Annotated in this window: 18 protein-coding genes; 8 read left to right on the top strand and 10 right to left on the bottom strand. The window is 34.2% G+C overall.

The window, feature by feature from the left end; translation table 11 throughout:
• The first annotated feature begins 4 nt into the window (after positions 1-4).
• A complete protein-coding gene (locus Q4500_RS09475; protein ID WP_303599443.1) occupies positions 5-1,696 on the top strand; it encodes an alpha-amylase family glycosyl hydrolase in 1,692 nt (563 codons plus the stop codon).
• A 14-nt stretch (positions 1,697-1,710) separates the two neighbouring features.
• On the opposite strand, the gene Q4500_RS09470 is transcribed toward Q4500_RS09475, so the two are convergent.
• Genes Q4500_RS09470 through Q4500_RS09460 form a run of 3 tightly spaced genes read right to left on the bottom strand, consistent with a single transcriptional unit; the run spans position 1,711 to position 3,304 of the window.
• Positions 1,711-2,076, bottom strand: a complete 366-nt coding sequence (locus Q4500_RS09470; protein ID WP_303599442.1) for a VOC family protein — start codon at positions 2,074-2,076, stop codon at positions 1,711-1,713.
• 2 nt (positions 2,077-2,078) lie between these two features.
• Positions 2,079-2,606 (bottom strand): SRPBCC family protein, encoded by a 528-nt coding sequence (locus Q4500_RS09465; protein WP_303599441.1) that lies wholly within the window; start codon positions 2,604-2,606, stop codon positions 2,079-2,081.
• Between the two features lie 41 nt (positions 2,607-2,647).
• On the bottom strand, positions 2,648-3,304 hold the full coding sequence (locus tag Q4500_RS09460) for an RNA methyltransferase (RefSeq protein ID WP_303599440.1): 657 nt from the start codon (positions 3,302-3,304) through the stop codon (positions 2,648-2,650).
• Positions 3,305-3,352: 48 nt separating this feature from the next.
• On the opposite strand from Q4500_RS09460, the gene Q4500_RS09455 reads away from it, so the two are divergent.
• Positions 3,353-4,039 carry an NAD-dependent deacylase gene (locus Q4500_RS09455; RefSeq protein WP_303599439.1) on the top strand — a complete coding sequence of 229 codons (687 nt, stop codon included), beginning with the start codon at positions 3,353-3,355 and terminating at the stop codon, positions 4,037-4,039.
• Here the strand turns inward: Q4500_RS09455 and Q4500_RS09450 are convergent.
• Complete coding sequence (locus Q4500_RS09450) at positions 4,008-4,481, bottom strand: heme-binding domain-containing protein (protein WP_303599438.1); 474 nt, start codon at positions 4,479-4,481, stop codon at positions 4,008-4,010. The two genes, Q4500_RS09455 and Q4500_RS09450, sit on opposite strands and share 32 nt — an antisense overlap.
• A 34-nt stretch (positions 4,482-4,515) precedes the next feature.
• On the opposite strand from Q4500_RS09450, the gene Q4500_RS09445 reads away from it, so the two are divergent.
• The 4 genes from Q4500_RS09445 to Q4500_RS18670 all read left to right on the top strand — a co-directional run bounded on the left by Q4500_RS09445 (position 4,516) and on the right by Q4500_RS18670 (position 7,433).
• Entirely contained in the window at positions 4,516-5,091 is a 576-nt protein-coding gene (locus tag Q4500_RS09445) for an adenylosuccinate lyase (RefSeq protein WP_303599437.1), read from the top strand.
• A 116-nt stretch (positions 5,092-5,207) separates the two neighbouring features.
• Positions 5,208-6,551, top strand: a complete 1,344-nt coding sequence (purB, locus tag Q4500_RS09440; RefSeq protein WP_303599436.1) for an adenylosuccinate lyase — start codon at positions 5,208-5,210, stop codon at positions 6,549-6,551.
• A gap of 126 nt (positions 6,552-6,677) precedes the next feature.
• Positions 6,678-7,157, top strand: coding sequence for a mechanosensitive ion channel family protein (locus tag Q4500_RS18675; RefSeq protein ID WP_368389745.1), 480 nt, complete (start codon positions 6,678-6,680; stop codon positions 7,155-7,157).
• 66 nt (positions 7,158-7,223) lie between these two features.
• Positions 7,224-7,433 (top strand): hypothetical protein, encoded by a 210-nt coding sequence (locus tag Q4500_RS18670; RefSeq protein WP_368389744.1) that lies wholly within the window; start codon positions 7,224-7,226, stop codon positions 7,431-7,433.
• A 246-nt stretch (positions 7,434-7,679) separates the two neighbouring features.
• On the opposite strand, the gene Q4500_RS09430 is transcribed toward Q4500_RS18670, so the two are convergent.
• The 6 genes from Q4500_RS09430 to Q4500_RS09405 form a co-directional block, all read right to left on the bottom strand.
• Positions 7,680-8,489, bottom strand: a complete 810-nt coding sequence (locus tag Q4500_RS09430) for a mechanosensitive ion channel family protein (protein ID WP_303599435.1) — start codon at positions 8,487-8,489, stop codon at positions 7,680-7,682.
• A gap of 162 nt (positions 8,490-8,651) precedes the next feature.
• Positions 8,652-9,191 carry a DUF4252 domain-containing protein gene (locus Q4500_RS09425; RefSeq protein ID WP_303599434.1) on the bottom strand — a complete coding sequence of 180 codons (540 nt, stop codon included), beginning with the start codon at positions 9,189-9,191 and terminating at the stop codon, positions 8,652-8,654.
• Positions 9,192-9,254: 63 nt separating this feature from the next.
• On the bottom strand, positions 9,255-9,797 hold the full coding sequence (locus Q4500_RS09420; protein WP_303599433.1) for a DUF4252 domain-containing protein: 543 nt from the start codon (positions 9,795-9,797) through the stop codon (positions 9,255-9,257).
• A 105-nt stretch (positions 9,798-9,902) separates the two neighbouring features.
• On the bottom strand, positions 9,903-10,457 hold the full coding sequence (locus Q4500_RS09415; RefSeq protein WP_299799997.1) for a DUF4252 domain-containing protein: 555 nt from the start codon (positions 10,455-10,457) through the stop codon (positions 9,903-9,905).
• A gap of 1 nt (position 10,458) precedes the next feature.
• Complete coding sequence (locus Q4500_RS09410; protein WP_303599432.1) at positions 10,459-10,896, bottom strand: hypothetical protein; 438 nt, start codon at positions 10,894-10,896, stop codon at positions 10,459-10,461.
• A complete protein-coding gene (locus Q4500_RS09405) occupies positions 10,883-11,392 on the bottom strand; it encodes an RNA polymerase sigma factor (protein ID WP_303599431.1) in 510 nt (169 codons plus the stop codon). Before Q4500_RS09405 ends, Q4500_RS09410 begins: the two co-directional genes overlap by 14 nt.
• Positions 11,393-11,612: 220 nt before the next feature.
• On the opposite strand from Q4500_RS09405, the gene Q4500_RS09400 reads away from it, so the two are divergent.
• On the top strand, positions 11,613-13,130 hold the full coding sequence (locus Q4500_RS09400; protein WP_303599430.1) for a S41 family peptidase: 1,518 nt from the start codon (positions 11,613-11,615) through the stop codon (positions 13,128-13,130).
• Between the two features lie 27 nt (positions 13,131-13,157).
• A complete protein-coding gene (locus tag Q4500_RS09395; RefSeq protein ID WP_303599429.1) occupies positions 13,158-14,627 on the top strand; it encodes a S41 family peptidase in 1,470 nt (489 codons plus the stop codon).
• Positions 14,628-14,679: the final 52 nt, after the last annotated feature.

Raw genomic sequence — 14,679 nt, 5'->3', positions numbered from 1 at the left:
GGAAATGAAAAACGTATTCTTATTAGGGCTATTATCTATAGCATTGATTTCTTGCCAACCAAAGAGCAAAGAAAAATCAGAAACTATTGCTGTAATTAATGATTCAGTTGAAACCCCTAAAAAGAACTCCAATTTTCAATGGGAAGCCGCTACCGTTTATTTTCTTCTCACAGACCGATTCAATAACGGAAATACAGCTAACGATCTAAATTTTGAGCGTGACGAAGAAACCGGAGAGCTCAGAGGTTTTTTAGGCGGAGACATTCAAGGTATTACAGAAAAAATTAAAGACGGATATTTCACAGACCTTGGCGTAAATGCTATTTGGTTCACTCCCGTTGTTGAACAAATTCATGGCGCTACAGATGAAGGTACTGGTAATACGTATGGCTATCATGGGTATTGGGCAAAAGACTGGACAGCTCTTGATCCTAATTTTGGAACCGATAAAGACTTAGATACACTAATAAAGACCGCCCATGAAAATGGAATTCGAATTTTATTAGATGTTGTTTTAAACCATACAGGTCCTATAACCGAAAAAGATCCTGTTTGGCCAGAAGAATGGGTGCGCACCTCTCCTACTTGCAAATTTACTACATACGAGAATACTACTGCCTGCACATTGGTTGCGAATCTACCTGATATTTTAACCGAATCTGATGCTACAGTAAATTTACCTGATGCCCTTCTAGCAAAGTGGAAAACCGAAGGTAGACTTAGTCAAGAATTAGATGAACTAGAATTATTTTTTGACCGTACTGGCTACCCCAGAGCACCTCGCTTTTATATTATTAAATGGCTAACCGACTACGTTAATAAATATGGTGTTGACGGATTTAGAGTTGATACAGTTAAACATGCCAACGAAAACTCATGGGCAGAATTATACAAAGAAGCATCTATTGCTTTTGAACTTTGGAAAAAGAAAAATAACGACAAAGTATTAGACAACAACCCTTTCTACATGGTTGGTGAAGTTTATAATTACGGAATTTCTGGCGGACAAGAATTTGACCTTGGTGACAAACAAGTAAACTATTTCGATAACGGATTCAAAAGTCTTATAAATTTCGAATTAAAGACGGATGCAAAAAAGGATTATGAAACCATTTTCACCAAGTACAGCAAACTACTACATACTACTTTCAAAGACAAAAGTGTTTTAAACTACCTTACTTCTCATGACGACAGTAAACCTTTCGACCAAGAAAGAAATGATTCAAAAAGAGCTGCAAATGTATTATTACTTACTCCTGGCGCTTCTCAGATTTATTACGGAGACGAAACAGCGCGTAGTCTAATAATTGAAGGTACGCAAGGTGACGCTACCTTACGTTCGTTTATGAATTGGGATCAGTTAGACAGCCTACCAAAAACAAAAGAAACCTTAGCCTATTGGCAGAAATTAGGAACTTTTAGAAATGACCATCCTTCAATAGGCGCTGGCATCCATAAAAGTATTTCAAAAGCCCCGTATGTATTTAGCAGATACTTTACTAAAGGTGATTATGTTGATAAAGTGGTTATCGCATTAGATGCACCGAAAGGGAAAAAATCTATTTCAGTAAAAGGTATTTTTGGTGATGGTACAAAATTATACGATCGCTTTTCTGAAACTGAAGTAACGGTCGACAAAAATAAAATTATATTAGATAATGACTTTGAAGTTGTCTTGTTAGAACTTCGAAATTAGAACTTTTATTTATATCAGGCATTAGAATGCACTGCAATTCTATTTCCTTCGGTATCTTTTAAAAGCCCCATAAATCCGTGTCCGTCACCAATTTCGGTTTTGGGCTGCAATACTTGTCCGCCGGCTTTTTCAACCTTACCCAAAACTACCGCAGCATCATCACATACCAAGTACACCAGTACCCCATCGTCCACACTAGGCTTGTATTGCTCATGCCGAACCAAGGCGCCATTTGCCTGACCAATAACTTGTTTATCTGGAAATAGGCCCATTACAAATTCTCCGAAATTATTAACTGTAATAGTAACATCTAATATAGATTCATAGAACTTTTGTGCTCGCTCCATACTTGCTACTGGAATTTCAAACCATGCTATCATAACTATTTATTTAAATTAGTTTTCAGATTCTCCAGTCCCGCTTCAAAATCCTTCCCTACCATTTTATCCATTGACATGAACAACATCATTATACTCATTGGGAACTTATTCTTTCCGGTAAAACCCCATGTAACTTTACTTTTATTTACTTCATGTTCTTCAAGAGTCATATAACAATCCGATTGAGACTTATAGGGCTTTAAAAACCGTAAATCTTGTTCAATACGCACACCTTCTACAATTCTCGTTATCTCTTGTTCCCCTTCACCTACATCCTTATTACCGTTCCAGTGGCTAGTAGCACCTACCTCGCCATCAACTCCAGTAAAACTAAGCTTCATATTTGGGTCTTTTTTAGCCCATGGCGACCATTCTTGCTGTTTCTTTAAAAACTTTAAATGACTCCATACTTGTTCCGGTGGATGTTCTAATTCTATACTTCTAGAAACTTGATAACTTTTGGGAGCTATTAATGCCAGTAAAATAATCAATACCACAATTACTCCTAGAATTATTAATACGGTATACATCTTTTAGTTAATTAGTTGTTGATGAACAAGTTAAACAAAAATTAATTATCAGACTTATATCTTTCTAAAATGTCGTCAATACTCTTAATAGACTTTTTTGTCCAATCTAGCCGTCTTTCCAACATTTCTTCTTCTGTTAGTCTCCATTCAGCATCTGAAGCTTTTAATTGCGATGTTAAATGTTGTAGAATGATAGCAGCAGAAACAGAAATATTAAGACTCTCAGTAAAACCTACCATCGGTATTTTTAAATAGGCATCCGCATTTTCTAGCACATAATCGCTTAACCCACTTTTCTCTGTGCCAAAAAACAATGCTGTTTTACCATCTAACTTAAAATCTTGTAATAATGAACTATCTGCATGCGGACTAGTAGCTACAATTTTATATCCTTTTTCTCGCAACGAATCAATTACTTGTTTTGAATTTTGATACCGTTTAATATCTACCCATTTCTGTGCTCCCATGGCAATTTCTTCATCTAAATGTTGACCATTTCTATCTTCTATCAAATGAGCAGTCTGTACACCGAATGATTCGCAGCTTCTTACAACTGCACTGGTATTGTGCATTTGAAATACATCTTCTACCGCAACGGTCAAGTAATTTGTTCGTTCAGCTAAAATATCAACAAAACGCTGTTTTCTATTTTCTGAAATAAATTCTTCTAAATACCCTAAAAGCTTCAAATCAATCATGCCCCCAAGATAAGAAAAGTATATTTTTATACATATTATCAAAAGCTCATGAAAAACATTGTTGTGTTAACAGGTGCCGGAATTTCTGCTGAAAGCGGATTAAAAACGTTTAGAGATGCTGATGGCCTATGGGAAGGACATGATGTTATGGAGGTTGCAACACCTGAAGGATTTCAAAACAATCCCGAATTGGTGTTGGAGTTTTACAATCAAAGAAGAAGGCAATTGCTAACCGTTGAACCCAATGCTGCACACCAGGCATTGGTTGATCTAGAAAAATACTTCAACGTTAATATTATCACGCAAAATGTAGATGATTTACATGAACGTGCCGGTAGTGCTCAAGTTCTACATCTTCATGGCGAATTACTAAAATCAAGAAGTACTAATTCTACAAATGAAATATTTAATTGTAAGCAAGATATTTTATTAGGTGATACCTGCAAAAATGGATATCAAATGAGACCTCACATTGTTTGGTTCGGAGAGGCTGTACCATTATTAGAAGAAGCCATAGCTATTACCGAAGAAGCCGATTATTTAATTATAATTGGTACATCTATGCAAGTATACCCGGCTGCAAGCTTAATCGATTTTGTACATTTATCTACGCCAATATATTTTATCGACCCAAAGCCTACTATAACAAATTCTCAAAAAAATAAATTGACTATTATTCCCAAAACTGCAGTAACCGGAACTCCTACTTTGGTTGCTTCCCTAATTGATAAATAATTCGAGTCTGCCTTACCCACTCTACCAATTTATTAACTTCATTGGCTGTAAGCTCTGTGTCTTTATGAAATAAGGTGTATTGAGTTAATGGCATATTGCCATTAACCACTTCTTCTTCTATCTCTTCTAGCAAATGATCTTTTTTATCTAAAGAATAATTTTCCCATTCAGAAAAATTTAAATGTTCTTTACCTTCCTTAACGTGATCTGCCAGCAAAAATGAAATCGGGGCAATATTATTATACCACGGGTACTCTGTATTGTTGCTATGACAATCATAACAAGAAGTTTCAAATAGACTTTTAAGTTCAGGCGAAGGGTTCGTCTGCTTTATAAAAGCTTCTGTATGCTTGCCGGCAGTTATATTTTTTGTAGGACTGAAAAACTGCATGGCTACAAACACAACAAAGACACCTAGGCTAATTTTTTTTAGTAATTTCATATTTGGGGGAAATGAAAATTAAAGATACAATTTTATGACTAAGGAAGAACTTTATGAAGCATTGAATTATGTAAGTGCTTCAAGAGAAAATCGCACTAAAATGGCATCTAAAATTGAAGGTAATCTTCATTTAATTCCTATTCTTATTGAAATAATTAAAGAAGATAAAGATCCCATATCATGCAAGGCTGGCTGGGTTTTAGAAAGTATTGCCAAAGTAAATTTGCATTATATTTTAATACATATTGATGTATTTACCGAATCGTTAACACATATTTCATTAGAATCTTCTGTTCGTCCGGCTTCAAAAATTTGTCAGCTATTAGTGATAAACGAATTTTCAAAAAAGCCAGAAAAACCAAAACAAAATTTAACCACAAATCATTTAAATTTTATAACTGAAGCTGCTTTTGATTGGCTAATTGGTAATTATAAAGTTGCTCCAAAAGCATATTCCATGACCACACTTCTACTCATAGGAAGAAGAATAAAGTGGATCCATCCAGAATTGCAACAAATACTAAAACAAAACTACGAGAGCGGCAGTGCTGCATATAAGGCAAGAGCAAGAATGACCTTAAAAGTTCTAGAAAAAAAGCAGCGCATTTAAGAACCTTCTATAAATGTTCATTAAATCATTGTATTTGACCATAACTTAAAGTACTAATGGTTTTAAACTTTGATACGATTAGGTATATTTGCCCCTTATTAATTTAACCATTCATTATGTCTCTTAATGCACTAAATGCCATTTCACCAATTGACGGTCGTTATAGCTCTAAAACCAAATCTTTATCTGCTTACTTCTCTGAAGAAGCACTAATTAAATATAGAGTTAGAGTAGAAATTGAGTACTTTATTGCACTTTGTGAAATTCCTTTGCCGCAACTTTCTTCTTTTGATACATCAAAATTTGATACCCTTAGAAATATTTATCTTGACTTTTCTACTGAAAATGCTGAAGAAATTAAAGAGATAGAGAGAACTACCAATCATGATGTTAAGGCGGTTGAGTACTTTATTAAAAAAGCTTTCGATGCTTTAAATTTATCGCAATACAAAGAGTTTATCCATTTCGGATTAACTTCTCAAGATATCAACAATACTGCCATTCCACTTTCAATTAAAGAGGCAATGAACGAGGTATATGTACCTCAATATTTTGAGTTACTTGAAAAGTTAGATGTATTAACTTTAGAATGGTCAGATATACCTATGTTAGCAAGAACACACGGTCAACCTGCTTCACCTACTCGCCTAGGAAAAGAAATTATGGTTTTCGTTGTTCGTTTAAAAGAGCAATTTAATTTATTGAACGATATACCAAGTGCTGCAAAATTTGGTGGAGCTACCGGAAATTTCAATGCTCATTTAGTGGCTTACCCTTCGATAGATTGGAGAGCTTTTGGTCAAGAATTCGTGCAAGAGAAATTAGGACTTCAACATTCATTCCCTACTACTCAAATAGAACATTACGATCATTTGGCTGCTTTGTTTGATGGTCTTAAGCGAATCAACACTATTATTTTAGACCTAGACCGCGATTTCTGGACATATGTGTCTATGGATTATTTCAAACAAAAAATAAAAGCTGGCGAAGTTGGCTCATCAGCTATGCCACATAAAGTTAACCCTATAGATTTTGAAAACTCTGAAGGCAACCTTGGTATTGCAAATGCCATTTTTGAGCACTTGTCGGCTAAGCTCCCAGTTTCTAGACTGCAAAGAGATTTAACCGACAGTACAGTTCTTAGAAATGTTGGTGTTCCTTTTGCACATACAATTATCGCTTTTCAATCCACATTAAAAGGATTGAACAAACTGCTTTTAAACAAAGTGAAGTTTGAGCAAGATTTAGAGAATAACTGGGCTGTTGTTGCAGAAGCTATTCAAACTATATTAAGACGTGAAAGCTATCCTAACCCTTACGAAGCGTTAAAAGGACTTACACGTACCAACGAGAAAATCAACAAAGATTCTATTGCAAACTTCATAGATACCTTAGAAGTATCTGACGAAATTAAAAAAGAACTGAAACAAATTTCACCTAGTAATTATACAGGTATTTAGGACTGTTTTAATGCATTAAAACTTTTCTTTAGTTCATATACTTCATATCGCCCGTTTAGGGCGATTTGCATTTTAGATTGTGGCTCACAACATATATATTTCGGGTAAACACAAAACTAAAATTGTATGCAAGCAAATTTCTCAGTTGAAAAATCAGTAAGTAATTTATGGGATAAATTAGGCGGTTGGCTAGAATCAATCATCTTGAAATTACCAAATTTAGCCATGGCAGTTTTGGTAATGTTCTTATTTTACTTTCTAGCAAGAGGAATACGTAAATTACTTAAACGAACCATTCTTAGAAAAATATCACAAGTCTCTATTCAAGAAATAATCGCCAAAGTAGTATTTGTGGTTATTATTTTAATTGGCTTTTTTATAGCCCTAGGTGTTTTAGACCTTGACAAGGTATTAACAAGTATATTGGCAGGTGCAGGTGTTGTTGGTTTGGCAGTAGGTTTGGCATTACAAGGAACACTTAGCAATACCTTTGGCGGTCTTATACTTTCTTTTATGCCACAGCTTAAAATCAATGATTTTATTAATGCAGATGGCGTGTCAGGTTTTGTTACCGAGATAAGTCTACGAAACATCATTCTTAAATAGCCAGATAATAATGTAGTGGTTATACCTAATTCTAAATTTATAGATGGATCTTTTACTAATTACTCCATGAACAAAAGAAATAGAATTTTTGTAAACTGTGGTGTGGGTTATGAAAGTGACTTACAGATGGTGGAAGACTTAACAGTTAAAGTTATAGCTGATAATTTTAAACAGAATGATGACGAAGATGTGGAGTTCTTTTTTACAGAGTTTGGCGATAGCTCTATCAACTTTATGGTTCGTTTTTGGGCAGCCTGTGTTAATGTGAAACAGTAAAATGCCGCACGACATAAAGCCATTAAAATCATCAAGAAACACTTTGATGATCGCGATATCAATATTCCGTTTCCAATTAGAACATTGGACTTTGGGAAAAACAATCTACAAATTGCAAAAGAGTAAAATACTTCGAAGAAAGCCTCAGAGTATTAAAACTTCGATTAACGAGTAAAATTAAAAAAGCCCGTTGAGCAAGTTCAACGGGCTTTTACTAACTAACTAACTAACTAACTAGACTAAATATTATTTATTGATTTGAACTTCGTGCGGGTAAGGAATTTCAATACCTGCAGTATCTAATGCTTTCTTAGTACCTTCAATTGTTGCAAAGTAAACATCCCAAAAATCTTCTGGCTTACAGAAAGGACGCACTGCAAGATTTACAGAACTATCTGCCAATTCAGATACATTTACTGAAGGAGCTGGATCTTGTAACACTAGAGGATTTGCCTTTAACATTGCCAATAACACATCTTTTGTTTTTTGTAAATCAGAATCATAAGCTACACCTACAGTTGTGTCAACTCTTATTTTACCTTCTGCAGTATAATTTACTATGTTACCGTTTGCCATTGCACCATTAGGAACAATTGCTAACTTATTTTCTGGTGTCACCAACTTAGTTGTAAAAATCTCAATTTCTTTTACATTACCTAATACACCTTGTGCTTCTATTAAATCTCCAATTTTATAAGGCTTGAAAATTATTAGCAATACACCACCAGCGAAATTAGAAAGAGAACCTTGCAAAGCAAGACCAATTGCTAAACCAGCTGCTGCAATTACTGCTGCAAAACTTGTAGTCTCAACACCTAAGGTTGAAATAACCGTAATAATCAGAAATATTGTAAGCGCCCATTTTACTAAGCTCAATAAAAATTTCTGAAGCGATTCATCATATTGTTGTTTGGTCATCCCTTTTCTAGTGACACCGATCAACTTTTTTATAACCCAAGAACCGATTATATATATTAAAATGGCCATCAGAACCTTTGGTCCATATTCCATTGCCATTCCAATTCCTTTGTCAATCCATACTTGTGCGTTTTCCATTTTTAAATGTTTCTTTAGGTTGTTTGTATATATTCTCACTTATTATGACACCAATTTTCTTGATTGGTCACAATAAAAATAGAAGTTAACCAAAATTAGAACAAATAAAAAACCCGTTACAATTACGTAACGGGCTGTTTTTAAAATAATTAAATCATAAACTTAACCTTTTATTAAATCTCCAAGTTTTTCGAGACCCTCTCCATTAAAATCAGATTTTTCCATAGCTTGAATTAATTGAACAAAACTAGCTGGGTTCATATCATCACCTAATACTCGAACAAGAATAAGCCCTTTTTCATCATTATCTCCATAAATTATTAACTCATCTATGGAATCATCATCACCTTTTAACTGTAAGGTCGCATTACCCATTGCAGTATTTATCTTCATGAGCTCACTATAATCATCGTCTTTTAAAATCGACTTAATCATTGCTTTTTGAGCCTGATAATCGGCTTCGTTATCAGCCTTCTTCTGAAATGCTAATACATTCAACTTTTTAAGTGATGAGGCAGCTTCAATCTCAGAGTCACTCAAATTTGCCTTTTCTAAATCTAAAAGACTAGAAGGCAAATCTAAAGACATAAAATTGGGGTTCTCTGCACTAGAAATATAATACTCTTGTAAACTCTGTTCTGACGAGCATGATGAAATGGTAAAACCTAGTACCAACATCACCATTAAATATACTTTTTTCATACTATTCTTTTTAAATTACAAAAAAAGGTCCCCTGTTAAATGGAAGACCTTTTTTAAAATATGTTATTTACCCGATGCTTTATTTAAATCTTTAGGCAAATCCATTTTATTAGTTAATGTACCTATTTTATTTAAGTCTAAATCACCGGTAAGGCTAACCAAAACCGTTTCTAGTTTTCGACCATTATGCCCAACTTCTACATTTTCCAAACCACTAACGAACATTAATAATTCTGATACGTGATTTTTCTTTTTACCGTCTTTCACATAAAACTTAACATTTACGTCTTGATCTTTTACGCGCATTAACTCTTCTAACTTCGAAGACTTAAGATATTTCTTTACGGTTGAAGCCATATCTATAGAAACCGAAGCATCTTCTGTCATGAACACCTTTACATTTCTTAATCCGCTTGCTATATCCATAAATTCCTTCGCCTCTGCGTCGTCGCTCATGCCGCCTAATTTAGAAACGAGGTCGATCATTCCTTTGTTTACAATTACAGACCCTACATTATCCATATTTTCATATTTATCAAATACAGATTGTGAAAAACCCAATACGGGTAAAATTGCCATTAAAAATACTACTGCTACTTTTTTCATGATTGTTGTTTTTAGTGCCGCTACCCTATTTAGGTTTTGGCGATTGATGAATAATTATTTTCGAAAAAGTGCTGAAACTAAAGGGTCAACACTTTTAAATACTGTTTAGTTTCCCTTCTTAGCTGCTTTGCCTAATTGATCACCACCTGGTAAATCCATTTTATCAGTCAATTTCGAAACTGATCGTAAGTTAATATCTCCAGTCAAAGACAAAAGAACAGTTTCTAACTTTTTACCATTGATGTCTATATCCATATCTTTCATACCGGTTACAAACATTAATAGTTCTTTTACATGGTCGCTATCTTTACCCTCTTTTACGTAAAATTTCACATTAGAGCTACCATCACGCACCCTCATTAGTTCTTCAAAAGAAGAGCTGTTAAGTCTGTTTGTTACCCAGCTATCTACATCTTTAGAAATTGCTGCATCTTCTGTGGTAATAACCTTAAAACTGGTAATAGAATTAACCAACTCAAAAAACTCTTTTGCTTCGGGATCATCTGAACTTACGCTCATTTTACCCAGCATTTGAAACATTTTAGGCTGCATGGCAACAAAGGTTACCTTATCGTTATCTTCATACTTCTCAAAAATATCTTGAGCGTTGATTATTACGGGGGCTAACACCAAAAGCGTTAATACAAGTATCTTTTTCATTTTAATTATTTTTCGTTAAAAATTTATTTGTTGTTTTCTCAAATTCCTCTAAATAATACAATTGCTCTGTACCTTTATTAAAATTCATTGCTAATAAGGCCAAAGCCTCTTTTGCAGATTCTATTTCCTCTGGTGTATACTCATCTGCTAAAGTAACGGGAGGTGGTGTAGGCTGATAAAAATAAAGCCCGACCATAAAGACTGCTATCGCAGCAACGGATACCCATTTCAAATAATTTCTTCTAGGTTTTAATGGTACCTGCTTTGTAAAGCGTTCTTCTTTTGCTTTTGTAAAGTAATTGAACAAAGGTGCATGCTGCTCTAAATGAGGGGCAACTTCATCTTCTGAAAAATACTTTCTCAGCTTTTCTTCTTCGGCAACCGTAGTGGTCGCTTCAAAATACTTTTCTATTAATTTTTCTATATTATGCAATTCCATAATTATGCTTTTCCATTAATTTTTTCCTTACGGTTTTTCGTGCTCTGGACAAAGCAACACGTATGGCTGTGGGTTTCATATCCAGTAATTTCTCTATTTCTTCATATTCGTATTGTTCTACATCTCGCAATTGTAATACCATTTTTTGCTGCTCTGGTAATTCTTCCATTATACGTTCTACCCAACTAATACTATCTTTTGCCTCTAATTCGTTTTGTAACGAAGTACTAGCATCTGTATAATTAGTATGTACCAATTTCAAATTACCGGCCTGCTTAGATTTTAATCTATCCAAACAAAAGTTTTTGGTCATTGTCATAGCAAAAGCTTCTACATTGTTATAGCTATCCATTTTATTCTTCTTGGACCACAACTTAATTAATATCTCTTGCGTTGCGTCTTCAGCTTCTTCTGTAGACACCAACAATCTTTTGGCCATACGGAACAACTTATCCTTAAATGGTAATACAGTATTTAAAAACTCCGCTTGCTTCATTTTGGTTTGGCTGTTCGTAAACTTTCTTATCGGTTTACAAAAAGAAGACGATGTACAACGATTTTTGTTACAATTAATTTTTATTTAATTGACTTGTAAGTAAATTTAACATCCTTATACTAATTATATACGTACTTACTTAAATGTTTATTTTTGGTATACTAATGAATGTTCTAATATTAGAACATTCATTAGTATACATTATAATTTAAAAGAAGCTATGAAAAAATTTTTCTTGTCCCTCCTATGTTTAGGATTTGTTATTACCTCTTGTAATAATGATGATGATACTGTTATTGAAGAAGAAGTAGTTGAAACACCCGAAGAAGAAGTACCTGTCATAGTAGATATTGAAGTCCAAAACTTTTTTTGGCAAACACTTAATCTTTATTATTTCTGGCAAGGTGATGTCCCAGATTTAGCAGATGATCGTTTTGATACACAAACTGCCTATGAAGAATATTTAACTGAAAACTCTGAGCCTATAGACTTTTTAGAAAATAAATTATTATTCTCTGAAGACCGATTCACTTTTTACAATGAAGATTATACCCAACTTGTAAATAGTTCTGCTGGTGTTTCTAAAAGTAACGGTCTACAATTTGGTCTAGGTCGTATTACAGGTACTGACGATTTATTTGGCTTTGTGGAATATGTTGTTAAAAATTCTAATGCATCTGGTCAAGATATAAAAAGAGGCGACCTGTTTATTGGTGTTGATGGACAAACCTTAACCGTAGATAATTATATTAGTTTACTCTTTGGCGATAATGACACCTATGCCTTAAATATGGCCGAAATTGTAGAGGGCGGTATTAGTGCTAGCGACAGAAAAGTTACATTGACCAAAGCTGAAGGCTTGGTTGAAGACCCTATTCACGTAAGTAATGTGATTTCTTCTGGTGATAAAAAAATTGGATATTTAATGTATAATCAATTTGTTTCTGGTTCTGAAGATGCTCTGAATGCCATATTTGCTGATTTTATTGCACAAGGCGTTAATGACTTGGTATTAGATTTAAGATATAACCCAGGCGGAAGAGGTTCTACAGCTGCTGTTCTTTCCAGTTTAATAAAAGGTACAAATACATCAGACTTACTTTACAAAACTGTTTATAACACAAAATTACAAGCAGAGTTCGGTAGTTCTACAGAAAATTATTTTGTTAGCACAACTGGAGCTTTTGACGGAAATTCTGATGCACCATTAAACACCTTAAACCTTAGCACTGTTTATATCATTGCTACAGAAAGTTCTGCTTCTGCTAGTGAGTTAGTAATGGTCGGTTTGGCACCTTATATGAACGTTGTTCATATCGGTGGTACTACTGTTGGTAAAAATCAAGGCTCGGTTTTATTTGTCGATGATCCAGAAGGCGGTAATGTTTATGATGCTGAGAGAATTGAAAATATCAACCCAAATGTACAATGGGGATTACAGCCTATTATTAGTCAAGTTGAAAATAGCGCAGGATTTACTGATTATGTAGATGGTTTAGTGCCTGATATTGAACTTTCTGAAGATGTTACCAACCTAGGTGTACTTGGTAATGCTAACGAACCTTTATTCGCTAGAGCTATTCAAGAAATTACAGGTGTCAGCGGCAAAAGAAATTTTGACGTGCTTATGCCTGCAAACGTGGTTTCTAGTTCTAAGCTTTATAATCCTAGAAATACAGTACTGTTATTAAACAATAGTATTCCTGTTTCTAAAATTCCTGTTGCTGAAAAGAAATAAATCTAAAACATTTCAGTTTCCCTATTTATGAAGAAGATATTAGTATTATTAGTTGCTGCAGTTGCATTCTCGTGTTCTAAAGATGATGATTTATCTTTACCGAATACGGTTGATCCAGATGGCTCTGCAGATGTCGAAGTCCAAGACTTTATGTGGAAAGCCATGAACTTTTGGTATTTCTGGCAGGCAAATGTAGATGATTTAGCAGACGACCGTTTTGAAAGCACCGAAGAAGGTAGAGCTGAATATACTGCGTTTCTTGACTCTGAAGATGATCCTGCTGTATTTTTTGAAAATAAATTACAGTACATCGAAGATCGTTTTAGTTTTTATAATGAAGATTATAGAGAGCTTACAAATTCGCTTGCTGGTATTTCAAAAAGCAACGGGTTGGAATTCGGACTCGTACGTTTTCAAGACAGCGAAGATATTTTTGGATTCGTTCGTTATATTGTGCCTAACTCAAATGCGTCAACAGTAGAAATTCAACGTGGTAATCTTTTTACCGGTGTTAATGGGCAAACATTAACCACATCTAACTATATAGATTTGCTTTTTGGTGAGAACGATACCTACATCTTGAATATGGCAGATTTTGACAATGGTAATATAACACCGAATGATGTTGAAGTTCCGCTTACCAAACAAGAAGGTCTTGCTGAAAATCCGGTATTTATAGCTAAGTCCTTTACAATTGCAGGTGAAAATATTGGATACATCATGTATAACCAGTTTACAAATGAATACGATGATGATTTGTATTCAGCGGTTGAAGATTTGAAATCTGCAGGAATTACCAATCTTGTAATGGATTTACGTTACAACCCTGGTGGATCTGTAAACACAACGCGTTTATTGGCCAGTATGATTTATGGTACTAATACGTCTGATTTATTTTTAAGAAAGCGTTATAACGATAAACTTCAAGAGCAATTTAATGACAGCCAATTAGAAATTAATTTTGCAGATAAGGTTAATGGAAAAAATATCAATACTTTAGGATTGACTAAATTATATGTTTTGACTTCTTCTAGTTCTGCCTCTGCAAGTGAATTATTGATTAATAGCCTAGAACCTTATATGGATGTAATTCAAATTGGTGATGTTACTAGAGGAAAAAATGAATTCTCCACAACGCTAGTTGATGATCGCGATAATTCTTATTTATATACTCCATCAAGGGTAAACAATATTAATCCAGATAATCAATGGGCTATTCAACCCTTAATAGGTAGAAACGAAAATGCCGATGGTTTTTTCGACTTTACAAGCGGTCTACAGCCAGATTACGAGTTGAAAGAAGATTATAGCAACCTTGGTATTTTAGGTGAAGAAAATGAGCCATTACTAGCAAAAGCAATAGAATTGATAACCGGCGCTACAGGTAAACGCGATTTCACTGTTAAATACCCTATAAATATTATAAGCAGCTCTAAAGAAAATAGTTTGATGAGCGATAAAATGGTAGATGATACTGTTTATGATTTGGAGTTTTAAAACACACCTAATCGTAAAAGAAAAAAGGACAGCCAATTGGCTGTCCTTTTTT

This window comes from Maribacter sp. 1_MG-2023 (assembly GCF_030547005.1).
Classification (GTDB): domain Bacteria; phylum Bacteroidota; class Bacteroidia; order Flavobacteriales; family Flavobacteriaceae; genus Maribacter.
Note: the sequence above shows the minus strand (reverse complement) of the source record. Positions and strands in the feature narration are given on the sequence as shown.

Excerpts from the sequence above, each read along its gene's own strand:
- Q4500_RS09465 (WP_303599441.1), bottom strand. The coding sequence starts at position 2,606 with ATGTATACCGTATTAATAATTCTAGGAGTAATTGTGGTATTGATTATT.
- Q4500_RS09470 (WP_303599442.1), bottom strand. The coding sequence starts at position 2,076 with ATGATAGCATGGTTTGAAATTCCAGTAGCAAGTATGGAGCGAGCACAA.
- Q4500_RS09445 (WP_303599437.1), top strand. The coding sequence starts at position 4,516 with ATGACTAAGGAAGAACTTTATGAAGCATTGAATTATGTAAGTGCTTCA.
- Q4500_RS09395 (WP_303599429.1), top strand. The coding sequence starts at position 13,158 with ATGAAGAAGATATTAGTATTATTAGTTGCTGCAGTTGCATTCTCGTGT.
- Q4500_RS18675 (WP_368389745.1), top strand. The coding sequence starts at position 6,678 with ATGCAAGCAAATTTCTCAGTTGAAAAATCAGTAAGTAATTTATGGGAT.
- Q4500_RS09400 (WP_303599430.1), top strand. The coding sequence starts at position 11,613 with ATGAAAAAATTTTTCTTGTCCCTCCTATGTTTAGGATTTGTTATTACC.
- Q4500_RS09460 (WP_303599440.1), bottom strand. The coding sequence starts at position 3,304 with ATGATTGATTTGAAGCTTTTAGGGTATTTAGAAGAATTTATTTCAGAA.
- Q4500_RS09450 (WP_303599438.1), bottom strand. The coding sequence starts at position 4,481 with ATGAAATTACTAAAAAAAATTAGCCTAGGTGTCTTTGTTGTGTTTGTA.
- Q4500_RS18670 (WP_368389744.1), top strand. The coding sequence starts at position 7,224 with ATGAACAAAAGAAATAGAATTTTTGTAAACTGTGGTGTGGGTTATGAA.
- Q4500_RS09475 (WP_303599443.1), top strand. The coding sequence starts at position 5 with ATGAAAAACGTATTCTTATTAGGGCTATTATCTATAGCATTGATTTCT.
- Q4500_RS09410 (WP_303599432.1), bottom strand. The coding sequence starts at position 10,896 with ATGGAATTGCATAATATAGAAAAATTAATAGAAAAGTATTTTGAAGCG.
- Q4500_RS09455 (WP_303599439.1), top strand. The coding sequence starts at position 3,353 with ATGAAAAACATTGTTGTGTTAACAGGTGCCGGAATTTCTGCTGAAAGC.
- Q4500_RS09405 (WP_303599431.1), bottom strand. The coding sequence starts at position 11,392 with ATGAAGCAAGCGGAGTTTTTAAATACTGTATTACCATTTAAGGATAAG.
- purB (WP_303599436.1), top strand. The coding sequence starts at position 5,208 with ATGTCTCTTAATGCACTAAATGCCATTTCACCAATTGACGGTCGTTAT.
- Q4500_RS09420 (WP_303599433.1), bottom strand. The coding sequence starts at position 9,797 with ATGAAAAAAGTAGCAGTAGTATTTTTAATGGCAATTTTACCCGTATTG.
- Q4500_RS09425 (WP_303599434.1), bottom strand. The coding sequence starts at position 9,191 with ATGAAAAAAGTATATTTAATGGTGATGTTGGTACTAGGTTTTACCATT.
- Q4500_RS09415 (WP_299799997.1), bottom strand. The coding sequence starts at position 10,457 with ATGAAAAAGATACTTGTATTAACGCTTTTGGTGTTAGCCCCCGTAATA.
- Q4500_RS09430 (WP_303599435.1), bottom strand. The coding sequence starts at position 8,489 with ATGGAAAACGCACAAGTATGGATTGACAAAGGAATTGGAATGGCAATG.